The 22,599-nt window shown below is 39.5% G+C and carries 18 protein-coding genes and 1 tRNA gene; 12 read left to right on the forward strand and 7 right to left on the reverse strand.

From position 1 onward, the window contains the following. Nucleotides 1-2: 2 nt before the first annotated feature. Nucleotides 3-1,091, reverse strand: a complete 1,089-nt coding sequence (locus ACMX3D_RS09960; RefSeq protein WP_482751261.1) for a glycosyl transferase — start codon at nucleotides 1,089-1,091, stop codon at nucleotides 3-5. Between the two features lie 139 nt (nucleotides 1,092-1,230). On the opposite strand from ACMX3D_RS09960, the gene ACMX3D_RS09965 reads away from it, so the two are divergent. Continuing rightward, nucleotides 1,231-2,010, forward strand: coding sequence for a DUF4058 family protein (locus tag ACMX3D_RS09965; protein ID WP_482751262.1), 780 nt, complete (start codon nucleotides 1,231-1,233; stop codon nucleotides 2,008-2,010). A gap of 155 nt (nucleotides 2,011-2,165) precedes the next feature. On the opposite strand, the gene ACMX3D_RS09970 is transcribed toward ACMX3D_RS09965, so the two are convergent. The 5 genes from ACMX3D_RS09970 to ACMX3D_RS09990 all read right to left on the reverse strand — a co-directional run bounded on the left by ACMX3D_RS09970 (nucleotide 2,166) and on the right by ACMX3D_RS09990 (nucleotide 8,351). Beyond that, on the reverse strand, nucleotides 2,166-2,819 hold the full coding sequence (locus ACMX3D_RS09970; protein WP_482751263.1) for a PEP-CTERM sorting domain-containing protein: 654 nt from the start codon (nucleotides 2,817-2,819) through the stop codon (nucleotides 2,166-2,168). A gap of 106 nt (nucleotides 2,820-2,925) precedes the next feature. Continuing rightward, a complete protein-coding gene (locus ACMX3D_RS09975; RefSeq protein WP_482751264.1) occupies nucleotides 2,926-5,664 on the reverse strand; it encodes a VWD domain-containing protein in 2,739 nt (912 codons plus the stop codon). A 136-nt stretch (nucleotides 5,665-5,800) separates the two neighbouring features. Continuing rightward, a complete protein-coding gene (locus ACMX3D_RS09980; protein ID WP_482751265.1) occupies nucleotides 5,801-6,148 on the reverse strand; it encodes a hypothetical protein in 348 nt (115 codons plus the stop codon). Then, entirely contained in the window at nucleotides 6,124-6,381 is a 258-nt protein-coding gene (locus tag ACMX3D_RS09985; protein ID WP_482751266.1) for a hypothetical protein, read from the reverse strand. Before ACMX3D_RS09985 ends, ACMX3D_RS09980 begins: the two co-directional genes overlap by 25 nt. Before the next feature lie 782 nt (nucleotides 6,382-7,163). Beyond that, a complete protein-coding gene (locus tag ACMX3D_RS09990) occupies nucleotides 7,164-8,351 on the reverse strand; it encodes an aminotransferase class V-fold PLP-dependent enzyme (protein WP_482751267.1) in 1,188 nt (395 codons plus the stop codon). A gap of 151 nt (nucleotides 8,352-8,502) precedes the next feature. Here ACMX3D_RS09990 and ACMX3D_RS09995 point away from each other — a divergent pair, with 151 nt between their 5' ends. The 11 genes from ACMX3D_RS09995 (at nucleotide 8,503) to ACMX3D_RS10045 (ending at nucleotide 21,860) form a co-directional block, all read left to right on the forward strand. Further along, nucleotides 8,503-9,999: a TM0106 family RecB-like putative nuclease gene (locus ACMX3D_RS09995; protein ID WP_482751268.1), complete on the forward strand. Its 1,497-nt coding sequence runs from the start codon at nucleotides 8,503-8,505 to the stop codon at nucleotides 9,997-9,999. Nucleotides 10,000-10,316: 317 nt separating this feature from the next. Continuing rightward, nucleotides 10,317-10,871 carry a restriction endonuclease gene (locus tag ACMX3D_RS10000; RefSeq protein WP_482751269.1) on the forward strand — a complete coding sequence of 185 codons (555 nt, stop codon included), beginning with the start codon at nucleotides 10,317-10,319 and terminating at the stop codon, nucleotides 10,869-10,871. Then, entirely contained in the window at nucleotides 10,868-11,419 is a 552-nt protein-coding gene (locus ACMX3D_RS10005) for a hypothetical protein (protein ID WP_482751270.1), read from the forward strand. The genes ACMX3D_RS10000 and ACMX3D_RS10005 overlap by 4 nt, the downstream gene beginning before the upstream one ends. A gap of 95 nt (nucleotides 11,420-11,514) precedes the next feature. Beyond that, nucleotides 11,515-12,690 carry an esterase-like activity of phytase family protein gene (locus ACMX3D_RS10010; protein ID WP_482751271.1) on the forward strand — a complete coding sequence of 392 codons (1,176 nt, stop codon included), beginning with the start codon at nucleotides 11,515-11,517 and terminating at the stop codon, nucleotides 12,688-12,690. 332 nt (nucleotides 12,691-13,022) lie between these two features. Then, nucleotides 13,023-14,624 carry a serine/threonine protein kinase gene (locus tag ACMX3D_RS10015; RefSeq protein ID WP_482751272.1) on the forward strand — a complete coding sequence of 534 codons (1,602 nt, stop codon included), beginning with the start codon at nucleotides 13,023-13,025 and terminating at the stop codon, nucleotides 14,622-14,624. Between the two features lie 58 nt (nucleotides 14,625-14,682). Beyond that, nucleotides 14,683-16,209, forward strand: a complete 1,527-nt coding sequence (locus tag ACMX3D_RS10020; protein ID WP_482751273.1) for a serine/threonine protein kinase — start codon at nucleotides 14,683-14,685, stop codon at nucleotides 16,207-16,209. 151 nt (nucleotides 16,210-16,360) lie between these two features. Beyond that, nucleotides 16,361-16,434, forward strand: a tRNA-Asp gene (locus tag ACMX3D_RS10025). 223 nt (nucleotides 16,435-16,657) lie between these two features. After that, a complete protein-coding gene (gene gltX, locus ACMX3D_RS10030; RefSeq protein ID WP_482751274.1) occupies nucleotides 16,658-18,097 on the forward strand; it encodes a glutamate--tRNA ligase in 1,440 nt (479 codons plus the stop codon). A gap of 397 nt (nucleotides 18,098-18,494) precedes the next feature. Then, nucleotides 18,495-18,989, forward strand: a complete 495-nt coding sequence (locus tag ACMX3D_RS10035; RefSeq protein WP_482751275.1) for a hypothetical protein — start codon at nucleotides 18,495-18,497, stop codon at nucleotides 18,987-18,989. Nucleotides 18,990-19,410: 421 nt separating this feature from the next. Then, nucleotides 19,411-21,297: an ATP-dependent zinc metalloprotease FtsH2 gene (ftsH2, locus tag ACMX3D_RS10040; protein WP_482751276.1), complete on the forward strand. Its 1,887-nt coding sequence runs from the start codon at nucleotides 19,411-19,413 to the stop codon at nucleotides 21,295-21,297. Between the two features lie 131 nt (nucleotides 21,298-21,428). Then, nucleotides 21,429-21,860, forward strand: a complete 432-nt coding sequence (locus ACMX3D_RS10045) for a hypothetical protein (RefSeq protein WP_482751277.1) — start codon at nucleotides 21,429-21,431, stop codon at nucleotides 21,858-21,860. Here ACMX3D_RS10045 and ACMX3D_RS10050 read toward each other — a convergent pair. Beyond that, nucleotides 21,857-22,522: a Crp/Fnr family transcriptional regulator gene (locus ACMX3D_RS10050; RefSeq protein ID WP_482751278.1), complete on the reverse strand. Its 666-nt coding sequence runs from the start codon at nucleotides 22,520-22,522 to the stop codon at nucleotides 21,857-21,859. The two genes, ACMX3D_RS10045 and ACMX3D_RS10050, sit on opposite strands and share 4 nt — an antisense overlap. Between the last annotated feature and the right edge of the window lie 77 nt (nucleotides 22,523-22,599).

Consider the following 22,599-nt stretch of genomic DNA (forward strand, 5'->3'; position numbering starts at 1 on the left):
AGTTATTCTCCCCTACTCCCTATTTCATTGATAATAGCTTGAGCGATCGCCTCATTTCCATCCTTAGCAATTTTTTGGGGTTGCTTTGGTGGTTGGGGTAGTTCATGGAGGAAATTCCAATCACCTGCAAAAAATTCAGCGGGTGTGACAATTTGATGATGGTTGTAATTTGCAATTCCTTCTAAGAGAAAAGCTGCTTCTGCAAAATCATCGCGGGGAATTGTCACCATAGGGATTTCCAAGCGCGTCGCTTCTGAAAAAGTGCCGTAACCAGGTTTGGACACTACGCGTCCACAAATTGGCATAAAATCTACAGGACGGTATTTGTTATCTTGAATTTTGACTAAATTAGCTAAATCAGGCGCAGATTTATCAAAGGTAATAAATTGCCAATCTGAAAAATGTTGCAAGTTTTCGTAAGGAATTTGCTGTAAACCTAAACCACCAAAAGTAAGTAAAATAGTTTTATCTTGCGGTGTATTTATACCCCAATTAGCACGTAATTCATCAGCAGAATAACGCGGTGAACCACCAGTTAAACCAACATCTGTAATATTTTGAAAAGCTGGCATTGGTTCGTGAAATGGGAGACGAAACAAGCGATCACACTTAGAATAACACTCACTAATCCAATCTGCGATCGCCATAAATTCCCCGCCCCAATCTCTATAGATAAAATCCCAACCAAAGTTACTCATCATCCAGCAAGGAATGTCTACGGCTTTAGCAAATAAAGGTGCAATAAAAGGAATATCAGCTAATATTAAATCAACACTATTTTGGCGAATAAAATTTACTTCGGAAGCAATTAAAGAATTTTGCTGCTTTTTAATAGCTAACAATTTTTCTAAAGTTGCGGCTTTATCCATTGTCAAACTATCAGCCTGCACCACCCCCAAATCAAAAGCGCGGGGACGATGGATAAAATCACCTTCGATATATGACTCTAGCAACCAGCGCGGCGCAGTTGTCACCATAATCAACAATATGTCTGGACACAACTTTTGAATAGTTGCAGCCACAGATGCGGTGCGAGTAGCATGACCAAAACCGTGATTAGTTATAGCTACATATAAGATGGGGCGTTTCATATAAATAGGGGAGTGGGGAGTAGTAAGTAGGGTTATTCTCTGATAAGTATAGATTTTTTAGATTTAGTTGATGAGACATTAATCAGAGCTTTTTTTGTATGATGAAAGTAGAAAAAATTCTTAGCACTAAAGCTGTTGTATGCCGTCTCCATTTCCGGGAATGAACCCTTACCTTGAAAATCCCCAGCTATGGCCGGAAGTACATCATCGGTTAATTACAGCGATCGCTAATGCAATTGAATCAAATCTTCACCAAAACTACCGAGTAGCCATTGAAAAGCGAGTTTATACTACTGTGCCAGAGGATTCTATATTGGTGGGTGTTCCTGATGCCTCAGTAGTTTCTCGAAGCAGCAATTATCAACCTTCTACCACGCAGACAACCTTAGCACCTGACTCATCTATTACTGTCACGTTACCAGTACCCCAGGAAATTCGGGAAGGTTATCTAGAAATTCGGGATATGACAACAGGATTAGTAATTACGGCAATTGAAGTACTATCACCGACAAATAAGCGTCTGGGTAAAGGGCGAGATGCTTATCTTGACAAACGGAATCAGGTTCTAGAAAGCGCTACCCATTTAGTAGAAATCGACTTGTTGCGGGAGGGAATGCCAATGACAATGTTAGGCAACATCCCTACTTCCCATTACCGAATTTTGATTAGTCGCGCCCAGCAACGTCCCAAAGCGCAACTTTACGCCTTTAATCTGCAACAAGCAATTCCTACTTTCCCAGTTCCTTTAAAACCGGGAGAAACAGAACTAATGGTTGATTTGCAAAACTTGCTATGGCAAATTTACAACCAAGCGCGTTATGACTTGGCAATAGATTATCAGCAACCACCTATCCCACCCTTAGCCCCAGATGATGAAATATGGGCGAATGAGATTTTGCAAGTACAGGGTTTGAACTAGAATTTATGATTCACAATCCCGCCGCTTAAAGACGACGGGATTCTTGAAAAGGAGATAACTAAACAGATATAACCCTGAGCAGTATGCACTACAAATATTCTAAAATAAGTGCAACTGTTAAATTAGCAACAAGTGTCTTGTATTTGCTAATTTGGTTAAGCTTTTTTTATACCTTTTCTTTTTAAAATAACTCCAAAGCTACCAGCCAAAAGAGAACCAAGGATAATAGAAGGTTCGGGAACCGCATTAGATTGATAATTAGCTCTACTTACTGATAATATTGATGAGCCAAAAGTATCATCTACATCGAAAACACCAATGCCAACATTATAGCTACCAGATGTTGTAAAGGTATAGCTAAAAGCAGAGCTTCCAGTTAGAGGAATAACTGAGTTGCTAATAGTCACAAAGGCGCGATCGCTGGAGACAGTATCATAAGTTAAAAAGGAATAATCAAAACTGATAACATCACCAGCCAAAACATTAAAAGTTCTCTTAATGGCAGAACCTTCTGTAGCATCAATACCCAAGTCTCCTGGATTGAGACCTAAAAAAGTTTCTAGAGAGTTAATATAGGTCGGGTCATTACCTGAGACGTTGTAGTTGTCAACATCATCACTGCCATCTGAGAAAGCATTTGTTAGCGTCGCTTGGTCTGGAACTGCAAAAACATCACCTGATCTTTCCCAACTACTCAAATCAATGTTGGCAGCGAAAGATGGAGAGATAAGGGTGAAACTGCTCAAGCTGAAAAAGCTATAAACTATAGCCTTTTGAATTTTTTGTTTGATTAAATTTGTTGCCAACATATTAAGCTCCTAAAGTTAAATTAAAACAGGTTGTATGTAAATCTATGTGTAGGTACAAGCCTTTCTATTACCCTCCAAGTTTTAGTTTGGAGAGTAAAGCAAGGTCTTAAAATACGAAGTTGCTAGGGCTATTGAAAGTGCCTGAATTTGCTAAGTTCACTGTGATAAAAGGTCTGAAGATATCGCCAGTAGCAAGTCCATCACTATCAATTTGTACGCTGAAATTGCTGGCTCTAGAACCCTGAACAACTTTCACATAGCCATCAGCGATAGCGTTAGTACCGTTGTAGCCTCCTGTAACTAAGCTATCGAGCAGTTGAGTCAGGACAATACTATCTTTGCCAATCTCAAAATCAGTAATTGTGTCACCGCGATCGCGGATACTGGTATAGACAAATTGGTCATTACCACCTCCGCCAGTGAGCGAATCTGCGCCTTGAAAACCAGTAATTATTTCATTAACAGCAGATCCAACTAAGTTATCTCTACCAGACGTACCCGAAATAGAAACTGGTGGTATATCCTCATCATTGTTAATAATGCTGAAACGTAATGAAGAAACTAGGAGTTCAAAAGAAGATGCTTGCCCATCTTCTAATGCAATACTCACATCAAAAGTTTCTGTCCCCTCTACAAGTAAATCGTCTACTATTTCAATATCAAATGTTGCTGAATCAGTACCATCTCTAATAACAACCTCTCCAGCAAGAATACCATCTACAAAGTCATTTGCTTCTGTTGGCGCTGTTCCTATTCCCTGAATGCTGTACCTTACAGTTAAATCGCCTTCAAATGAGCCTCGCGCTACAGTGAGTGTTGCAGAACGGGCCGACGAATCCTCTTCATTAAGTTCTAAACGGTTACTTATGAGAACAACAGCAGGATTAATCACAGGATCTACGGCAACTGTACCCACAATAGGATTGAAGGTGTTATCTGTCAGTTTTGCAGCCTCAATAAACTCCTGATTGCCCGTAAGCGCAAAGTCTAAAATTGCTGCCTCACGTAATACTGGATTAGTAATCCCAACTGCATCAACTGCTGCTTCTGCAATAAGTCTTAAAGTTTCTGGAAGACTATCAACCGTCAGGATGCGTGTAGGTGCAATATACTGTTCGGGGAGACCTGGAAGGATTGATGTATTTTCATCAACCAGCCAACTTGCTGCATAGTCACCATATAAGGTTTCAGAAGATAAAGGAGTTGAGAGGATAGTTCCATCGGCAAGTTGAAAATCATCAATGGGATTTCCATTAGCATTGCCAAGCAAACCTTCAATCTCTCCCCTAGTTCTAGCGATTGAAGGTGAAGGGCTGACATTTATAAAGCTACCAAATACATCAACAGAAGTTGAATCCCCGTTGCCATGATCAATATCGTAACGCCGACCTGTGCGTAAAATAGACCCTGTGCCTACTCTGACGGAATCGCCATCTGCAATGGTTATTACTTCTCCATTAATAAGAAGTCTTCCTTCACTACCATTAGCTTCTAAAGATATAACAATTCCATCAACAGAAGTTGCCATAGCTTGTGTGACGGAAACAGCAGATGAGAGTTGTACAAATCGCGCTTGAACCTCATACTCTGCACCATCTGTTGCTCGTGCGAGGATAAAATCTCCTGAAGCTTGAAAATCATAAGCAAGATTATCAAATGTGATTAAGTGTGGATCACCAAAGGTTCGCCCACCTCGGTCATCTACTTGATCGCCAATTAAAAGTCCTGAAGCATCATTATCTTCTATGAGAATAAGTCCAGATAGAGGATTGTCGTCTTGAACCGAGATTTCGAGAGAAAACGCTACATCACCAAAGACTTCTGATACACTTGCCGTAATAATTAAATTAGGATTTGAACCTTCTGCCAACGTAACGGGAAAATCATTAAAAACTGCATTTCCTGTTGTTACTCGACCATCTACAAATACTCTTACAGGAAAAGAGGTATCACCTTCTCTGGTTAGTTCAAAAACTACTTGAGTATCTTGCGTTGTCCCAACAACAAAATCATTAACAAAACTGAGTGTATTGCCTAAAAGTTGTACTCGTTGATCGGAGAACTGTCCGAATTCAACATTAGTTAAAGTGTCTGTTCCATCTGCCTGAGTTCCTCTAACATGACTGATGGTAACTGTTTCACCATCATCTGAAATGGAAAAGTCGTAGTTTTCCACCGCGTCGGAATAAATCGATACATCCTCGCCTTCTCCTCCATCAAGAGTGTCATCTCCCTGACCTCCTGTGAAAGTGTCATCTCCCTGACCTCCTGTGAAAGTTTGATTTCCTCCACGACCAACAATTATGTCATTGCTATCTGTGCCTATAATCGTGTAGTCAAATTCAAATCTTTCATTTCTACCTGAGAAAGGAATTAACATTATCCCATCTGGATCTGGTAGCACCTCGTTAACATCAACCCCGATTAAATCGAGAAGATTACCAACTGTACCATTACTATTATTACCCGTTGGACTATAAGGAAAAAACTCGTTGTTTATATTCCTGGCATGTTGAACAATAAGATTCCAAACATCCTCTGCATCACGTCCACCCAAAGGTATCTCTCTACTACCACGCGAAGCAGCAGTAACAGGATTGCCCTCATTATCAATTCTGGCATCAATCGAGTCTATAATCGGGACGTTTTGCTCAATAGTTAATGGGCCATAATCTGGATCTCCCCCGCGTGTAGGCCCGCCGCGAACCACAAACTCATTTCCAGCATCATCCTGAAAAATAAGTAGTAAATGTCCGCTTATGGAAATTCCACCTGTTCCAGAATCGCCCGATCCAGAACCACTAAATAAAGCGACTGGTGTTCCCTCAATTAAGATTCTGCCCATTTATGATTTCTCCAAAAATTCTGTGTAGCTTCTGTGATAGCTCCCCACTTTTAAAACATCCTTTAAATGAAGGGTTTTAAAAATGTATATTGGACAAGAAGTTTGATCCATATAACTTCATACAGAGAACTAAAGTTTATGGAATATCAATCTCTAAGATTTTTATTTCATTGTTATAACGCCCCGTTACAACAACTTTATAGTTGCTTAAATCATTAGCCTGCCAAAAAAAATAGAATCTATTGCCTTTAAGATGGTCAGGGTGTTTTGATTGCGTGAAACCCTGCTCTGCCAGATAAAGCTTTAAATCCGAATAACTAGAACCAACTGGAAAGTTCTTCTTTATGCAAGAAGAAAAGGCATCCCTATCTCGTTTGTTACAGTTATCATATTGACTTGAATGAGATGACATTTGGCACGACAAGAATATTAGAAGAAACAATAAGCTTGTAATACCCCTTAAAAGTGCATTTTTTTGAGGCATATATTTTGTAAGCACATATCTACACCTAGCCAAGCTCTCTGCAAAGGTTCTTTTGCTATACCTTCTCCAAACGCCAGTGCCATGTTCTGGGTAAATTTCGTATCATTGGCAAAGACTCGCAACTGATCTTGCAATAGGAGGAATGCTTGTTCTATAGTCCCAAAAATTTCTGGTTTGAGGGTTAAAGTTGATTCTAAAAGTAGGCTGTTGTTGAGGATGCGAGTTTTACTCATGTCTATAAGTCTTTTTCAGATTAATGGGTGAGGATTGTCGAGGGAAAATTTGCCGAGGAGGCTATAGCTCATGCTTTTATTGCCTTCGGATATAAGGTTCTTTCATTACTTATCAATCTCAAAAACACACTGGTTTACCATCCAACTGATAGCAAGAATTTTTCTTCAAGCATCCTTCGGAAAGTTTTTAACTTAACCTTGACATTTATTAATGAGTTACTGTATTTGCTGTATGATTTGATTCTGGAAATTGCTAAATAACAGTACTTTTACTAAAAATTATTTATCATACTTTTGATAGAGGTAAGCAAATTTACTGAGCTTATTCATGAAATATTTATAATTTTCAGTAAACTTAGTATTAAATTTTAAATATCTGACTAAAGAATAATAAAATACTTTTCAAAGTTAATAGAATAATTAATATATTAGCTGTATTTCTACTTACCAAGACCAATCACTGCTAAACGAAATGAGTCGTAGCAAAAAGGTCAAACTTCAGAAAATTGAGATAACCTGGACAGAAAATAAATTTCTTAAACAAGAATGATAATCATTATTGACAAATTAGTGTAGTTTATTTTCTGAGAATAATTTATTGGGAGTATCCCACTTTTTTGCTTGTCATTGCGAATGTAACAAAGTGGAGCGTGGCAATCCCATCAAATCGTTAATATTGAAGATTGTGGGATTGCTTCGTCGTTCCTCCTCGCAATGACAATATTATTTTTTTGATGCAAAATAAAAACTGGGATGCTCCCTAATTTATTCTTTAGATATCCCTAATTTTCAAACTTCTCTATTTGTTCTACTAACTGGTCAATTTCTGACTCTACACTAAAGTAGTGAACAGTAGCGCGGATGCAGTCAGGATTTGCAATTGTGCGGGTGAATATCTTATTTGTCTCTAAAAATTGCACTAATCTAGCACTCGCTTGAGGATGATGTTCGACAAATTGAAATGAGATTAAACCGCTTTCGGGTGGGGAAATTCGTAAACATTTGATTTGGGGTAAGGCTGATAGTTTGCGCCAGAGATATTCACTGTTACGGCAAATTTGCTGATAACGTTCCTCAGCTGTACCCCATTTTTGATGAAGTGCGATCGCCTCCACCAATCCCGCATAAAATGAATAAGCGGATGTCCCCACTTCATATCTGCGGCCATCGCGGAACAAATCTATCGGTTGACCTTGACTATCTTTAATCACGCCGCGCCAACCAACAAATGTTGGTGCAAGTTTTTCTAATGCTTCTGGTCGTACATATAAACCACCGACACCAGCCGGGCCACACCACCATTTGTGTCCGGTAAAAGCATAAAAATCTGCCCCTAATTCAGTTAAGTTTAAAGGCAATAAACCCACAGATTGGGCAGCATCTACCAAGATTAAAGAATTATTATCTCTGCATACTTCTATAATCTTGTCAAGCGGCAAAACTTGACCAGTATTCCAAAGGACGTGACTGAGAATAACTAAGCGAGTATTGGGGCGTAAATTTTGCGCAACAACCACCACAGGGTCGCCTGCATTTAAAGTTGCCATCAAAGGACAAGTGGTAACTTCCACATGAAATCGCCGCCCAATTTCTTTAGCTGCGGCAATTACCCCTTGGTGTTCGCAGTCAGACAGCAGCAGATGGTCGCCAGGTTGCCAATCAATCCCCCATAAAGGAATATTACAACCCACAGTCACATTCTCAGTGAGAGTAATAGTTTCTGGCGTTGTGTTTAATTCTGTGGCGATCGCTTGTTTAATAGTTTGAGTATGTGAACCTATCCAACGTCCAACCTCATTTCCAAAGGGGCCTAGCTGCTGAATATGAGTTTCAGTTTGGATGATGGCATCGATTGATTTTTTAGGTAACGGCCCTTGTCCGCCATAGTTAAAATAAATTTTATTAGCTAAAGCTGGAAATTGCTCTCGATGGCGATGCAACTGAGTTTGTATAGCAGAAACACTAGTCATGTGCCGAATCTCAATATTTTTAATCTAAATCCTTGGGGCAGGGAACAGTGACAAGTGAATAGAATAATTTCTGTAACCTATAACCTGTAACCTGTAACCTGTTCCCTTGTTCCCAGTCCCAAAAAGCCATAATTATTGTTAGTTTAAATGAATGTTGATTAATGCTGAACACTTACTGCAATACCAACGCTGCAAACGCCGACCTATTTTAGATATTAATGCTGACAAAAGCCAGCGAGATGCGCCTAATGACTTGTTAGCCAAACTGCAACAAGACAAAATTGCTTATCATCGAGGTATTTTGGCAGGGTTTGACTATGAACAACCCAAATATTCACCAGGAAATAGGGAAGCAGCACAAGCAGCGACTTTAGAATTAATGCAACGTGGAGTTGAGTATATTTATCAGGGAGTGCTGTTAAGCAATTATCAAGATTGGGTAGAAACAGCCAACGAAAAGTACACACTCCTCAGCCGTCCAGATTTACTCATTAAACAGCCAGGATACTCATGTTTTGGGGATTGGATGTATGTTCCAGGGAATATGGAACTAGGTAAGCGTCCCAAACAGGAATATCAAGTTGTTGCTGCATTTCACGCCCAAGCCTTAGCAAAAGTGCAGGGAATCAGCCCCGACAAAGCTTGGTTAATTTTGCGTACCAAAGACAGTGGTTATCCAGTAGATTTAGCGAAATGGACACCTCAGATGCTACAAATTCTGGAGGAGTTCGTACAAACGCTACAGTTATCAGATGCACCAGAGATGTTTATTTCTCGGCAAAAGTGCAATCTTTGTCACTGGCATAGTCAATGTTACGCGATCGCGCAATCACAAAACCATCTCTCATTATTACCAGGAGTTACACCAGTTCGCTATGCCCAACTCCAAGAACTTTCTTTAACAACACTCGAATCTCTAGCGAATACAAATCCTACGACTTTAGAAGATTTACCTGGTTTTGACAGTGTAGTAGCAACCAAGTTAGTCATCCAAGCCCAAGCTGTGATCGAAAAACGTCCGTTAATTTTACCAACTTCTTTACCACAAACAGAACTCACATTTACTGCGCCTGTAGAACTGTATTTTGATATTGAAGCCCAGCCAGACTTAGATTTAGATTATCTTTTAGGTGTTTTAGTTGTTGATAGGCAAAATAATACAGAAAAGTTTTATTCTTTTTTAGCTGAAACACCAGCAGATGAAGAATTAGTTTGGGGACAATTTCTCGATTTAGTTTGGCAATATCCCGATGCGCCAATTTATCATTTTTGTGTTTACGAATTTGATACAGTCAAACGACTAGCCAAGTTATATCGCACTCCTAAATCCTTAGTAAATCCTGTTTTAAATAGATTTGTGGATGTATACGAACAATTAATTCAAAGTGTTGCTTTACCTGTAGAAAGTTATGCACTCAAAGCAATTGCACGATGGTTAGGCTTTGAATGGCGTGATAAAGAAGCCAGCGGTGCCAAGTGTATTTACTGGTATGATCAATGGTTAGGAACAGGCGATCGCTCTTTCTTAGATATCATCCAACGCTACAACGAAGATGACTGCTATGCAACTCGCAGCGTCAAAGAATGGCTGGCCAATTTTTTTCAAAATGAATGCAGCATAATTCAGGAGTCAGAATCCTGTTTGTAAATCTTATTGATGTAGCAGGTTACATTTTGAAAATGAATTTTTAATTCTTTAACAATACTTTCTGGTATGTCACACGACTTTGTAAAACATTAGATTTATCTACGAAAAAATTCGGTCTATTATGCTTATTTGGGTAATAAACAGAAAAATTCTAGATATTTGACCCAGATCAGATAGCTATATGGAAAAATTCTGTATAAAAGTTGAACATTGACAAAATCCAGAAAATTTATTGATATTCTCCATAAATAAAAAGCTAATTTTGAACTTGGTAAGCTTCGGCAAGCAGCTTAAAATAAATACTTGGAGGATTAGGATTGACTACGGCAGCAAAATATGAAAATTTAATTAAATCGCTGCAATGGGATGGGTTGCGATATCTGTGGAATAACATTGAGGCTAGAAATACACCAGAATGGGATGCAGGAAGAGCCTTTGAATATCTTGTTTTGAGAACATTTGAGCTTGACGGAGCCGAAGTAAAGTGGCCATATAGAGTAAAACTATTTGGTGAAGAAGTTGAGCAAGTTGATGGTGTTGTTTATTCTTCTGGCTTATGTTGTTTAGTTGAAAGTAAGGACTTCGCAGACAAAGTAAACGTTGATATTGCTCCTATAGCTAAACTCCGCAATCAACTGTTACGTCGTCCCGCAGGTACGCTTGGATTAGTATTCAGTCGAACAGGCTTTACTGATCCCGCTCGCCATCTTTCTTATTTCTCCTTGCCACAGACAATACTCTTGTGGAATGGAGAAGAAGTAAAATATGCATTAGAGAAAGAAGCAATCTGTGAATTATTAACCCTCAAATATCGTGTATGTGTAGAAGATGGATTGCCTGATTATGACGTTAGGGAGAGAGATATTCCATGATCGCTTACATTGTTTGCGAAGGAGTTTCCGACGTTGAATTACTTCAAACTGTTCTTCCAAAAGAACTACTGAACGACGTTGAAATTGTTGCTGCTGGTGGATTATCTGCCATTAAATCACTTTCTCGTTCTTTACTTGTTCGCAGACAAGTACCGATTGCCATTATTGCTGATGCAGACTCAGTAGCTCCAGATTTGGTTCAAGAACGTCTCAACAGTATTGAAGAACTAGTTAAAAGCGTAGCTATTGATACACCAGTTAAAGTTATTCTGGCTGTTCCCTCAATAGAAATTATCTTTTTTCAAGATAGCAGCCTACTTTCTCGTTTGCTAGGTTATGAACCATCTCAAGAAATGCTAAGTTTGGCAACTTCTCAACCCCACAAGGCTTTACGAGAACTGCTTTCTCAGTCTCAGAGAGACTATAGGCAATCTCCACTTTTACAACAATTAACTCATGAGGATATTGAAACTTTACGCAAAACTCAGGTGATTCAAGAAATAATTCATTTCCTTCAATCTGTACAAGAAACAGCTCCAGTTTCATAAAATCTTGGAGATGAAAATACCCAAAACCTTAGTGAAACGGGTGATCAAGCTTGTGCTGCTGTAGTGCGATCGCCTGATATTGTAAAGTCATTCACATGAAAATAGTTAAAAAACCTGGAAAATTCCCCAAAATTATTTATTTAGGAATTGCTATTTTAATTGTCATAATTTTAATTATCAATTTTCCCACTAATTCTGTTGAAATCAGCAGTATAGACTTCATCGGAGAAGCAACATTATCCAAAGGATTATCTTTCCAAAAAACAGAGGTTGGGGGATTATCAGGCATTACTTATGATGCTAAAAATGACCTTTACTATGCTATATCCGATGACCGAGGACAAAAAGCTCCGGCACGATTCTACACTTTAAAAATAGACTTGAGTAAGGGTTTGCTAGAAAGCAGTGGTGTTGTGCCTGTTGGCGTTACCATGCTGTTAAATAAAGATAGTCAAAACTTTCCTCCTAGAACAACCGATACAGAAGGAATTGCTTTAACTAGTAAAGATACTGTCTTCATCTCGTCGGAAGGTGATGTTGACAAATTAATTAATCCTTTTATTAAAGAGTTTTCCTTATCTTCTGGGAGAGAAATTACAACACTACCTATACCGAAAAAGTTTTTGCCAGACAAAAGTAATAAACGTGGTATCCGCAACAATTTAGCCTTTGAAAGCCTGACTATTACACCCAATCACCAATATTTATTCACAGCAACAGAAAATGCCCTTATCCAAGACGGTTCAGTGGCAAAACCCAATGTCAGGACTCCTTGTCGAATTTTGCAATATAATTTGCTCACCCAGCAGCCTGGAAGCGAATTTTTGTACCAAACTGAACCAGTTGCACCGTTATTAGATATAACTGGCAAATTTGCTAGTGGATTACCAGATTTACTCGCTTTAGATAATCAAGGACATTTCCTAAGTCTAGAAAGGTCTTTTACTGGGTTGGGATTTGCGATTTTTCTATTTCAAGTTTCCTTAGCTGATACTGATGATATTCACAATATCGACAGCCTTTTGACAAACTCCAAAAATATTCGACCAGTTACGAAAAAACTCTTGTTAGATTTACGTACTCTAGACGTGGCGCTAGATAATATTGAAGGGTTAACACTTGGCCCTTGGCTACCTAATGGACAGCGCTCATTAATTCTTGTCAGTGATAATAATTTTAATTCTCTACAGCGTAATCAGTTTTTAGCTTTTCAACTCAAAATTGAACCACCCGTTATCAGGTGGTTTCGTCGGCTGCTGAATTTTTTCTAATAGCTAGATTATCTGTAGATTTTAATTTAATTTCAGGCGATCGCGCTTAGAACTATTTTCCCGTACATTTACTGTTATTAGGGAGCAGTCACCTTCAGATTATCCCTGGTTTCAGTGGATTTTCTCATTCATTTTGCTTAATCAATATGTTACATAATGTTTAAGCAATTTTGCAGAAAAATCCTTCATTATTTTATTAAAGCTTTATTTGCTCTTAGAGTGAGTTTTATCTTTTATAATTAATTCTCTAAAATAAGTGAAATTATTCATGGTTACAATTAAAGCTTGCATCAATATTTATCAAATAATTTTATAGCGTAACATTTCCAAATATGGTAATGCCCAAAACCGAAATAGATATTTATATTGGAAAGTTTTTAAATAATCGCTATTTGATAAAAGATTTAATTGGCAAAGGCGGTATGGGTAGGGTTTACCTAGCAGAAGATGCAGCTAAAGGTGGAATTTTAGTAGCTGTCAAAATTTTAATGCTCAGTCTAGGAAACCAGCAAATATCACAGCGTTTTGCCAGAGAAATTTTTATTGGCGCTCAATTAGGTCGTAAAAGTAAAAATATCGTTCGGGTATTAAGCTATGGCATGACTGATGATAAAACACCATTTTATGTTATGGAATATCTTCAAGGTAAAAACTTGAAGCAGATTCTGAAAGTACAACCATTAACACTTATAAAATTTATCGATATTTGTCAGCAAATTTGTTTAGGTTTACAGTGCGCTCATCAAGGTATCAGCCTCAAAGGAGAAATATATCCGATTGTTCATCGAGATATTAAGCCAGAAAATATTTTTATTATTGATGATGGTCAACAAGGTGAGGTCGTCAAAATTCTTGATTTTGGCATTGCTAAATTTTTAACAGAGCGTAGCGGAATGACCCTGACTGATTCTTTTATCGGGAGTTTACCTTACTGTTCTCCAGAACACATGGAAGGACGTAAACTTTTAGATGTACGCTCTGATATATATAGTTTGGGTGTATTAATGTTTGAAATGCTGACAGGAAAACATCCATTTCAAACAGAAAGTAACTCTTTTGGTAGTTGGTATCAAGCTCATCGTTTTCAAACTCCACCAACGCCAGAGCAGGTAAATCCTGAAGTAAAAATCCCTCAAGCATTAAAAAAATTATTACTAACTTGTCTAGCTAAAGAAGTCACAGAACGCCCGCAAACTGTTAGTCAAGTTTTAGTAGTTCTAGAAAAAATTAAACGGCAAATTAGCAGAGATACAGCAATTGAAATTGATAGCGAAAAATTTTCATCTCCGGCTACATTAGTACCAGTCACTTCGATTTCAGAAAAAGAGTGCTTACAAAAAACATGGCCAAAAAATAAACCGATCGCATCTATTGGTTTTCCTCATTTATTACATACTACTCAAGGAGTTATCCCAACTTTTTGGGCTATGTTACCTAAGCAGGAAATCACTAATTTTTCTGATAAATATCACAGTACTGAATTTATTGATAAAATGAATATATACCCAATGTTATTGTGGGTTACAGTTCTATATAATGCTCAATTTTCTCTGACTAAATGGCTATCTTATTTTTTAGATTTAAAAGATAATAGGGGTCAAAGAATTGCCAAACTGTTAGCAGATAGAGGTTACTATCATCTGCTATTTTTTGCTTTGGAAGAACCGACTCAATGTGCCAATGTTATGACGTTGACACTCACAGCTAAACAAAGACAACAACTGACAGATTGGTTGGAACTAGAGCAAAAATCAAATGAAGCGATCGCCTCTGAACAAGCGAAATCTATTTTGAGAGCAGAATACCAAAAATTAAAAGCAGAAATTTTGCAAAAATTAGTAGAAAAACAACAAATTGCCAAAGTTGGTTTTAAAGCTTGGTTGTCTCATTTATTTGATAAGTTACTCCAAATTTTATCACGTTCTGAAAAATGAGTTTGAGATGCAATAAATTTTTAATTATTTAATTGCGGCAATAGCAGAGGTTGTAAAAGTGAATCAAAGTGCATTCATCTCTCCACACATTACAGGATTGCTGGCCAATCGCTATCAACTTAAACAGTTGATTGGTAGTGGTGGCATGGGTGAAGTTTTTTTAGCCGATGATATTTTATTAGGTGGAACACCAGTTGCCGTCAAATTTTTAACTCAAACTTTTATTAACGAAAAAATGCAACAAGACTTTGCGCGTGAAGCAATGTTGAGTGCTGCTTTAAGTCAAAAAAGTCTACATATTGTGCGAGCCTACGATTATGGTGTAAGTGCAGAAGGCAAGCCATTTTATGTGATGGAATATCTGAATGGTCAAAGTCTCAAAGATTTAATACCTATGCCATTGCCCAAGTTTTTGACTTTAACACGTCAGATTTGTTTAGGCTTACAATGCGCCCACCAAGGCATTAATATTGATGGAAAAATATATCCCTTAGTTCATAGAGATATTAAACCAGCTAACATATTAGTTTTGCCAGATCCGATTTTAGGCAAGTTAATTAAAATCCTTGATTTTGGGATTGCTAAATTTATTAATTATGCCAATACAGTTAGTACTAACAGAGGCTTTAACGGCACGTTGCCATATTGTTCTCCTGAACAACTAGAAGGTTCAGAAATTGATAGCCGCTCCGATATTTATAGCTTGGGTGTAATGATGTTTGAAATGCTGACAGGTGCTAAACCTTGGCAGCCAGAAACTGATTTATTTGGTGCTTGGTATAAAGCACATCACTTTGAATCACCACGAGCGATCACCACCGTCAGTCCGCAACTGAAAATACCCCAACAACTTAATAATTTAATTATGGCTTGCTTGGCAAAAAAACCAAGCGATCGCCCCCAAAATATGGCTGAAATTCTGCGAGTGCTAGACAGTCTAGAAAAGTCTAGTTGCCAGAGTTTACCTACACCTTTAGCATCAAAATATAATCCTAAATTTAATATCAATGCTGAAATAACTCCCCTACCCAAAGCAAACTTTGCCAAACTGTCATGGCCACAAAATAAACCCATTCAAGAAATCGTTTTCCCCCAACTTTTAGATACACCCCAAGGCAATTTAGCAGCTTTGTGGCTAATGTTGCCGAAACAAGAAATCAAAAAACGAGTTCTGTGCCAACGTTACAATCATTTTGTTTTCATCACAGCACCACACCCGATGCTGCTGTGGATAACCCTCCTCTATGACCCAGAACTCGGCCCGAAATGGCTACCCTGCTACTTAGATATGCAGAACCCTCACAACCAAAAACTGGTTTATTCCTTAACAGAACATGGCCGCTATCCCTTGATTTGCTTTACTTTGGAAGCACCTCATAGCTGTATCCATGTTCTTAGCAGTCACATCGCTAATACCCTGCGACAAAGGTTAAAACTCTGGGTAGAGCAAAGTAAAAGCCTGCCAAACTCTGATCAAGCTTTGATGAGTAAGAATTTGTTAAAGCAGCAGTATAAACAAATCCAATCTCAGATACTAGAACATTTGTCCACCAAAGCGCAGGTTGTGGCTACCAGGTCAATCTAGAAAATTACATTGAAGGCCACTTGCAAAAATTCGTTTAAGTGTTATGATTATTAATCGTCAAGTGAAAGCCGCAGCTACAAAAGCCAAAGCAAACAAAAAAATACTTGACAAACCCAAAAAAAAAAGCAATAATAATAAAGTTGCGAATTAAGGGACTGTAGTTCAATTGGTTAGAGCACCGCCCTGTCACGGCGGAAGTTGCGGGTTCGAGCCCCGTCAGTCCCGTAAAAAACGAAAGTAATTAAAGCTGAGTCCTGATGAAAGAGTTTTCCGTAATCAGAACTCGCTTTTGTTTTTTAAGCCAAGGCTTAAAACTCAGCGCTGAGAGAGAAGTCAAAGCCAGAGTTGCCGCCATACACTTCTAGGGTGTGGCTGGCTACAGGCATTTGAACCTCGGTGACTCAGCACTTGCTATATTAATCATGCTTTGTGAAAGAGAGAATTAACTGTGACTGTTAGAGTCCGTATTGCTCCAAGTCCAACCGGAAATTTACATATTGGTACAGCCAGAACTGCTGTATTTAACTGGCTATTTGCCCACCACCACGGTGGTAAATTTATCCTGCGCATCGAAGACACAGATTTAGAGCGATCGCGCCCCGAATACACAGACAATATCCTGACTGGTTTGCGCTGGCTGGGACTCAACTGGGACGAAGGCCCGTTTTTTCAATCCCAACGCCTAGACCTGTACAAAACAGCGGTACAAAAACTCTTAGATCAAGGTTTAGCTTATCGCTGCTACACTACTCCTGAAGAATTAGAAGCGTTGCGAGAAGCCCAAAAAGCTAGAGGCGAAGCCCCCCGTTACGACAACCGTCATCGTCACCTCACGCCAGAACAAGAAGCCGCTTTCAAAGCCGAAGGACGTAGCTTTGTCATCCGATTCAAAATCGACGATGACCGCGAAATTGTCTGGAATGACTTAGTACGCGACAAAATGGTTTGGCGAGGTAGTGACCTTGGCGGTGATATGGTAATCGCCCGTGCTTCCGAAGACGGCGTTGGTCAACCACTGTACAACTTTGTTGTTGTGGTTGATGACATTGATATGCAAATCACCCATATCATCCGGGGAGAAGACCACATAGCCAACACCGCCAAACAAATTCTGTTATATGAAGCCTTAGGTGCAAAAATCCCAGAATTTGCTCATGCACCGCTGATTTTGAACATGGATGGGCGCAAGCTATCTAAGCGTGATGGCGTGACTTCTATTTCTGACTTTCAGAAAATGGGCTTTACAGCGGAAGCCTTAGTCAACTACATGACTTTATTGGGTTGGTCGCCGCCAGATTCCACTCAAGAAATTTTCACCTTAGAAGCAGCCGCCAAGGAATTTAGCTTTGAGCGGGTGAATAAGGCAGGTGCTAAGTTTGACTGGGCGAAACTAGATTGGTTAAACAGTCAATACATCCACAATATGCCAGTGGATAAACTGACGGATTTAATTATCCCTTATTGGCAGGAAGCTGGCTATCAACTAGAAGGTGGGCGAGAACGTGCTTGGTTAGAGCAGTTAGTAGCGTTAATTGGCCCTAGCATGACTCGTTTGGTAGATGCTGTAGAAATGAGCAAAATCTTTTTCAGCGAAACCGTAGAATTGAGCGACGAGGGCAGTAAACAACTGCAACAGGAAGGTTCTAGTGCTGTGTTGAGTGCCATACTTGCAGCCTTAGAAAATCAACCCCAACTGACGGAAACTGCTGCTCAAGACATTATTAAACAAGTGGTCAAAGAACAGAACGTGAAGAAAGGCTTAGTGATGCGATCGCTCCGAGCCGCTTTAACCGGAGATGTACATGGCCCCGACTTGATTCAATCTTGGTTGCTGTTGAATCATCTTGGTTTAGACAAGGCAAGGTTGAATCAAGCAATTAATTCGTAATGCGTAATTCGTGAGGAAGTCAGAGTCTTGGCGGTTTCCGTCGAGTCTGAACATCCGAACCCGAAGGGTAATTCGTAATTCGTAAAGATTCAATTACGAATTACGAATTGATATTTGTCCTGAGTTCAAGCAGCACAAGTCACCAAGAAATTCTCGCTCCATACTCATGACTGACTTTGAATGCCAAAACTAAAATATAGCCAAGGTATGTGAAGTAGGAAATTTTCATAGCCTGAATTTCAGGAAAATTTAGATTTTTAATCAACCAATCCAAAATCCAAAATCTAAAATCTAAAATTCTTCTGCCTCCAAATCAAATAGTCAATTCCTCTCATATTGGGAACTTAGTGTGTAAAAATCATGTCTTCCAAAGCACTGAGAAACTTATATAATTACAATGTCGAAAACATCTTTAAATAGAGGGATAAGATTATCATTGACGATATTGGCTTTCTGCGTCACATCAACAACCAACACAATCACTAATGCTGAAGAAGCACCACCGATATTTGGAGATGTGACTCTCAATCATCCATTTTCCCCAGATCCTCTGAATGTTCGGGGAATGAGTGGTGGTTCCATCTCTGGAAGCAAGGTTGCTGGGAGAAGAGAAACAGTCACTGGGCCATGTGATGGATTTGTGGATGAAGCACCAGACCATACCTTAGAACTCACAACCAGATTCGATTATCTCAAGCTGCAAGTGCAAAGTCCCCAGGATGTAACTATGATTGTCAAAGGCCCTGGTGGCACATGGTGCAACGACGATTTCGATGGCAAAAATCCTGGCATAAGTGGGGAATGGCTACCAGGAAATTATCAAATTTGGGTAGGTTCATACGATAAAGGCCAGTATTACCCCTACACACTGAAAATTACCGAAGTCAAATAATCCTCACAGGCTGTATCTACCAAGTCTGATGAAAAAGTGTCTGTTTCAGAAAGTTTACTCTGGATAATGACCAAGTTGCCGTTGATGAGAAATTAATAACTCAGTACTTTTTGAGCCAGAAAGCTTTGATTTTAAAGTTCTCTGGGTATTTTTATCCTGTTTTACTTTCTTTAATCTTGCGATGTTGTATTAAAATTAAGTTAAATTTAGTTAAGATTCTTGTCAGCGTCATACAATTACCATCAAGCCACAAAAGCTGGATGGTGATGGGTGATTGGACATCAGATTAAACAAAATGGATTAATAAACATCCGTTGCAAACTAAATCTAGTAACAAAGTGAGGCAACATCTCTTTTTGAGGTGAATGCCAAGCTAGGAGTTACTAGCAATGATTAATTGTATTGGCAGAGGCAAATTAAGATGAAATTCTCCTGGAGAGTCCTAGTACTCTGGACGTTGCCTGCTTTGGTAATTGGCTTTTTCTTCTGGCAAGGAGCATTTGCTAACGCTCCTGCGGATATGGGTAAGAATGCCGCCAATACCCGCATGACATACGGCCGTTTTCTAGAATACTTGGATGCCGATCGCGTTACTAGCGTAGATTTGTATGAAGGTGGCAGAACAGCAATTGTCGAAGCTATCGATCCAGATATCGAAAATCGCATTCAGCGGTGGCGGGTAGATCTGCCAATTAGCGCTCCTGAGTTAATTAGCAAGCTTAAAGAAAAACAAATTAGTTTTGATGCTCACCCAATGCGTAATGATGGCGCAATTTGGGGTTTATTAGGCAATCTTGTTTTCCCAATTTTATTGATAACTGGATTGTTCTTTTTGTTCCGTCGTTCCAGCAATCTCCCTGGTGGCCCCGGACAAGCTATGAGCTTTGGTAAATCCAGAGCGCGGTTTCAAATGGAAGCCAAAACTGGTGTGAAATTTGACGACGTGGCTGGTATTGAAGAAGCTAAAGAAGAATTACAAGAAGTTGTCACCTTCCTGAAGCAGCCAGAAAGATTTACCGCTGTCGGCGCACGCATTCCCAAAGGTGTTCTGTTAGTAGGCCCTCCAGGAACAGGTAAAACTTTACTAGCAAAAGCGATCGCAGGGGAAGCAGGCGTTCCTTTCTTCTCCATTTCCGGTTCCGAATTCGTGGAAATGTTCGTCGGTGTGGGTGCTTCTCGCGTCCGCGACTTGTTTAAGAAAGCAAAAGATAACGCTCCCTGTATCATCTTCATCGATGAAATCGACGCTGTAGGTAGACAACGGGGTGCGGGTATCGGTGGCGGTAACGATGAACGGGAACAAACCCTCAACCAGTTGCTTACCGAAATGGATGGTTTTGAAGGCAACACAGGCATCATTATCATCGCTGCTACCAACCGTCCCGACGTATTAGACGCAGCTTTGTTACGTCCTGGTCGTTTTGACAGACAAGTAACTGTCGATGCACCAGACATCAAAGGACGTTTGGAAATTCTGCACGTTCATGCACGCAACAAGAAATTAGACCCCAGCGTATCATTAGAAGCGATCGCGCGTCGTACTCCTGGGTTTACTGGTGCAGATTTAGCCAACTTACTTAACGAAGCTGCAATTCTCACCGCCAGAAGACGTAAGGAAGCCATCACCCTCCGCGAAATCGACGATGCAGTTGACCGCGTAGTCGCAGGGATGGAAGGTACTCCCTTAGTAGACAGCAAGAGCAAACGCTTAATTGCTTACCACGAAGTTGGACACGCTTTGGTAGGTACTTTGCTCAAAGACCATGACCCAGTACAAAAAGTAACTTTGATTCCTCGCGGACAAGCACAAGGTTTAACTTGGTTTACTCCTAACGAAGAACAAGGTTTAATTTCCCGTTCTCAATTGAAAGCCAGAATTACTGGTGCTTTGGGTGGACGTGCAGCCGAAGATGTAATTTTTGGTTCTGCCGAAGTTACCACTGGTGCAGGCGGTGATTTGCAGCAAGTAACCGGAATGGCGCGACAAATGGTAACTCGGTTCGGGATGTCTGATTTAGGCCCACTTTCCTTAGAAAGCCAACAAGGAGAAGTATTCCTCGGTCGTGACTGGATGACCAGATCTGATTATTCTGAAGCGATCGCATCTCGAATTGACTCTCAAGTGCGGACGATTGTGGAAGAATGCTATGAACACGCTAAGAAAATCATGCGTGAACATCGCACCGTAACCGATCGCATCGTTGATTTGCTGATTGAAAAAGAAACCATTGATGGCGAAGAATTCCGCCAAATCGTTGCTGAATATACTGATGTTCCTGAAAAAGCTCAGTACGTACCGCAACTGTAATTGCTAATCATTAATTCTTAAAATGGGTGTAGATTAACTGCTACGCCCATTTTTATTTTGAGGTTTAGCAAATAAGCATATTTTTGCTGAGTGTTAGGGAATACTAAGCATAGTGAAGTTTCGCCACTGCTATGCAATACATACTTTACCCAGCTGCTATCTACCTTTTGTTTATTGTTATTCAATATGTCCTGACTTTTTTACAGGTTTCTAAGATTAAGTTCCAATATCCTAAATACCAAATTACAAAATCTGATACAGTTCCTATCTACCTAAAAAAATTATTTCAAACACCAATTAAAGAACTAGAAGCAATTGGTTTCAAACCATGTAGCTACATACAATATCAACCAGTTATAAAAGTCCATCAACAAACTAACTGGGAACTGCTGTTGTATAACCAAGAGTTTAAAACATACGCCTCTACAATCATTTGCAGCAATTTGGGCGCTTATATGTTGCGTAGTGAAATCCGCCGGAGTGTAGGAAATACTCAAGGTGCGATCGCAGATCAACAAAAAGTAGAGAAGCTGACAGAAATGGATGAGGAAGATCCCAGCTAACCCCTATTTAAACGAATGTTTGTCCCGTTCATCTCAATGATCCCTTCTTGAGACAGTTTATAAAAGGCGCGGGAGAGTGTTTCGGGAATTGTGCCTAAAAGTGCAGCTAGTTGGGCTTTCGGTAAATCGAGTTCAACTATATCAGCATTGCCATTGCGATCGCTTAACTTGAATAAATAATTTTTCAAGCGTTCAGGGACTTCCTGAAACGACAGGCTATCAACTAAAAAGGTTAACCGGCGTAAATGTCGGGCAAAAGTTGATAGCATAGCGATCGCTAGTGTGGGATGTTGTTGCAAAACCATCAAAAATGCTGTTCTGGGAATAAACACAACCTCGGAATTTTCAATCGCAGCTGCTGACGCGGGAAAATTTCCTCCATCAAAGGCGGGTACTTCGGCAAAATGTTCTTCTGCGCCAAAGATGTGCAAAATTTGTTCTTTACCAGCATTTGCTAGTTTAAACACCTTAATTCTGCCGGATTTGATGATAAAAAACCCTGTACCTTCATCTCCCTCCCAAAATAAAGTTTCGCCTTTTTTATAAGTTTGGGGGATAGCAATATTAGCTAATGCTTGCAACTGTTCATCTAAGAGATTTTGAAAAATCGGTGTCTTGTGCAAAAACTGTTTCACTTCTAAGACACGTTCTGTAAAACTCATAAGTTATTCCTAATCAACCACCCACTCACGATGTAAACCATAATTAACCAAACTTTGCACAGACTCTTGACTTAGAT

This window comes from Anabaena sp. TISTR 8404 (assembly GCF_056847745.1).

Bases quoted from the DNA above. Each gene is read 5' to 3' on its own strand.
- ftsH2 (WP_482751276.1), top strand. From the start codon at position 19,411: ATGAAATTCTCCTGGAGAGTCCTAGTACTCTGGACGTTGCCTGCTTTG.
- ACMX3D_RS10015 (WP_482751272.1), top strand. From the start codon at position 13,023: ATGGTAATGCCCAAAACCGAAATAGATATTTATATTGGAAAGTTTTTA.
- ACMX3D_RS09990 (WP_482751267.1), bottom strand. From the start codon at position 8,351: ATGACTAGTGTTTCTGCTATACAAACTCAGTTGCATCGCCATCGAGAG.
- ACMX3D_RS09960 (WP_482751261.1), bottom strand. From the start codon at position 1,091: ATGAAACGCCCCATCTTATATGTAGCTATAACTAATCACGGTTTTGGT.
- ACMX3D_RS10005 (WP_482751270.1), top strand. From the start codon at position 10,868: ATGATCGCTTACATTGTTTGCGAAGGAGTTTCCGACGTTGAATTACTT.
- ACMX3D_RS09965 (WP_482751262.1), top strand. From the start codon at position 1,231: ATGCCGTCTCCATTTCCGGGAATGAACCCTTACCTTGAAAATCCCCAG.
- ACMX3D_RS09995 (WP_482751268.1), top strand. From the start codon at position 8,503: ATGTTGATTAATGCTGAACACTTACTGCAATACCAACGCTGCAAACGC.
- ACMX3D_RS10010 (WP_482751271.1), top strand. From the start codon at position 11,515: ATGAAAATAGTTAAAAAACCTGGAAAATTCCCCAAAATTATTTATTTA.
- ACMX3D_RS10035 (WP_482751275.1), top strand. From the start codon at position 18,495: ATGTCGAAAACATCTTTAAATAGAGGGATAAGATTATCATTGACGATA.
- ACMX3D_RS09970 (WP_482751263.1), bottom strand. From the start codon at position 2,819: ATGTTGGCAACAAATTTAATCAAACAAAAAATTCAAAAGGCTATAGTT.
- ACMX3D_RS09975 (WP_482751264.1), bottom strand. From the start codon at position 5,664: ATGGGCAGAATCTTAATTGAGGGAACACCAGTCGCTTTATTTAGTGGT.
- ACMX3D_RS09985 (WP_482751266.1), bottom strand. From the start codon at position 6,381: ATGAGTAAAACTCGCATCCTCAACAACAGCCTACTTTTAGAATCAACT.
- ACMX3D_RS10050 (WP_482751278.1), bottom strand. From the start codon at position 22,522: ATGAGTTTTACAGAACGTGTCTTAGAAGTGAAACAGTTTTTGCACAAG.
- ACMX3D_RS09980 (WP_482751265.1), bottom strand. From the start codon at position 6,148: ATGCCTCAAAAAAATGCACTTTTAAGGGGTATTACAAGCTTATTGTTT.
- ACMX3D_RS10045 (WP_482751277.1), top strand. From the start codon at position 21,429: ATGCAATACATACTTTACCCAGCTGCTATCTACCTTTTGTTTATTGTT.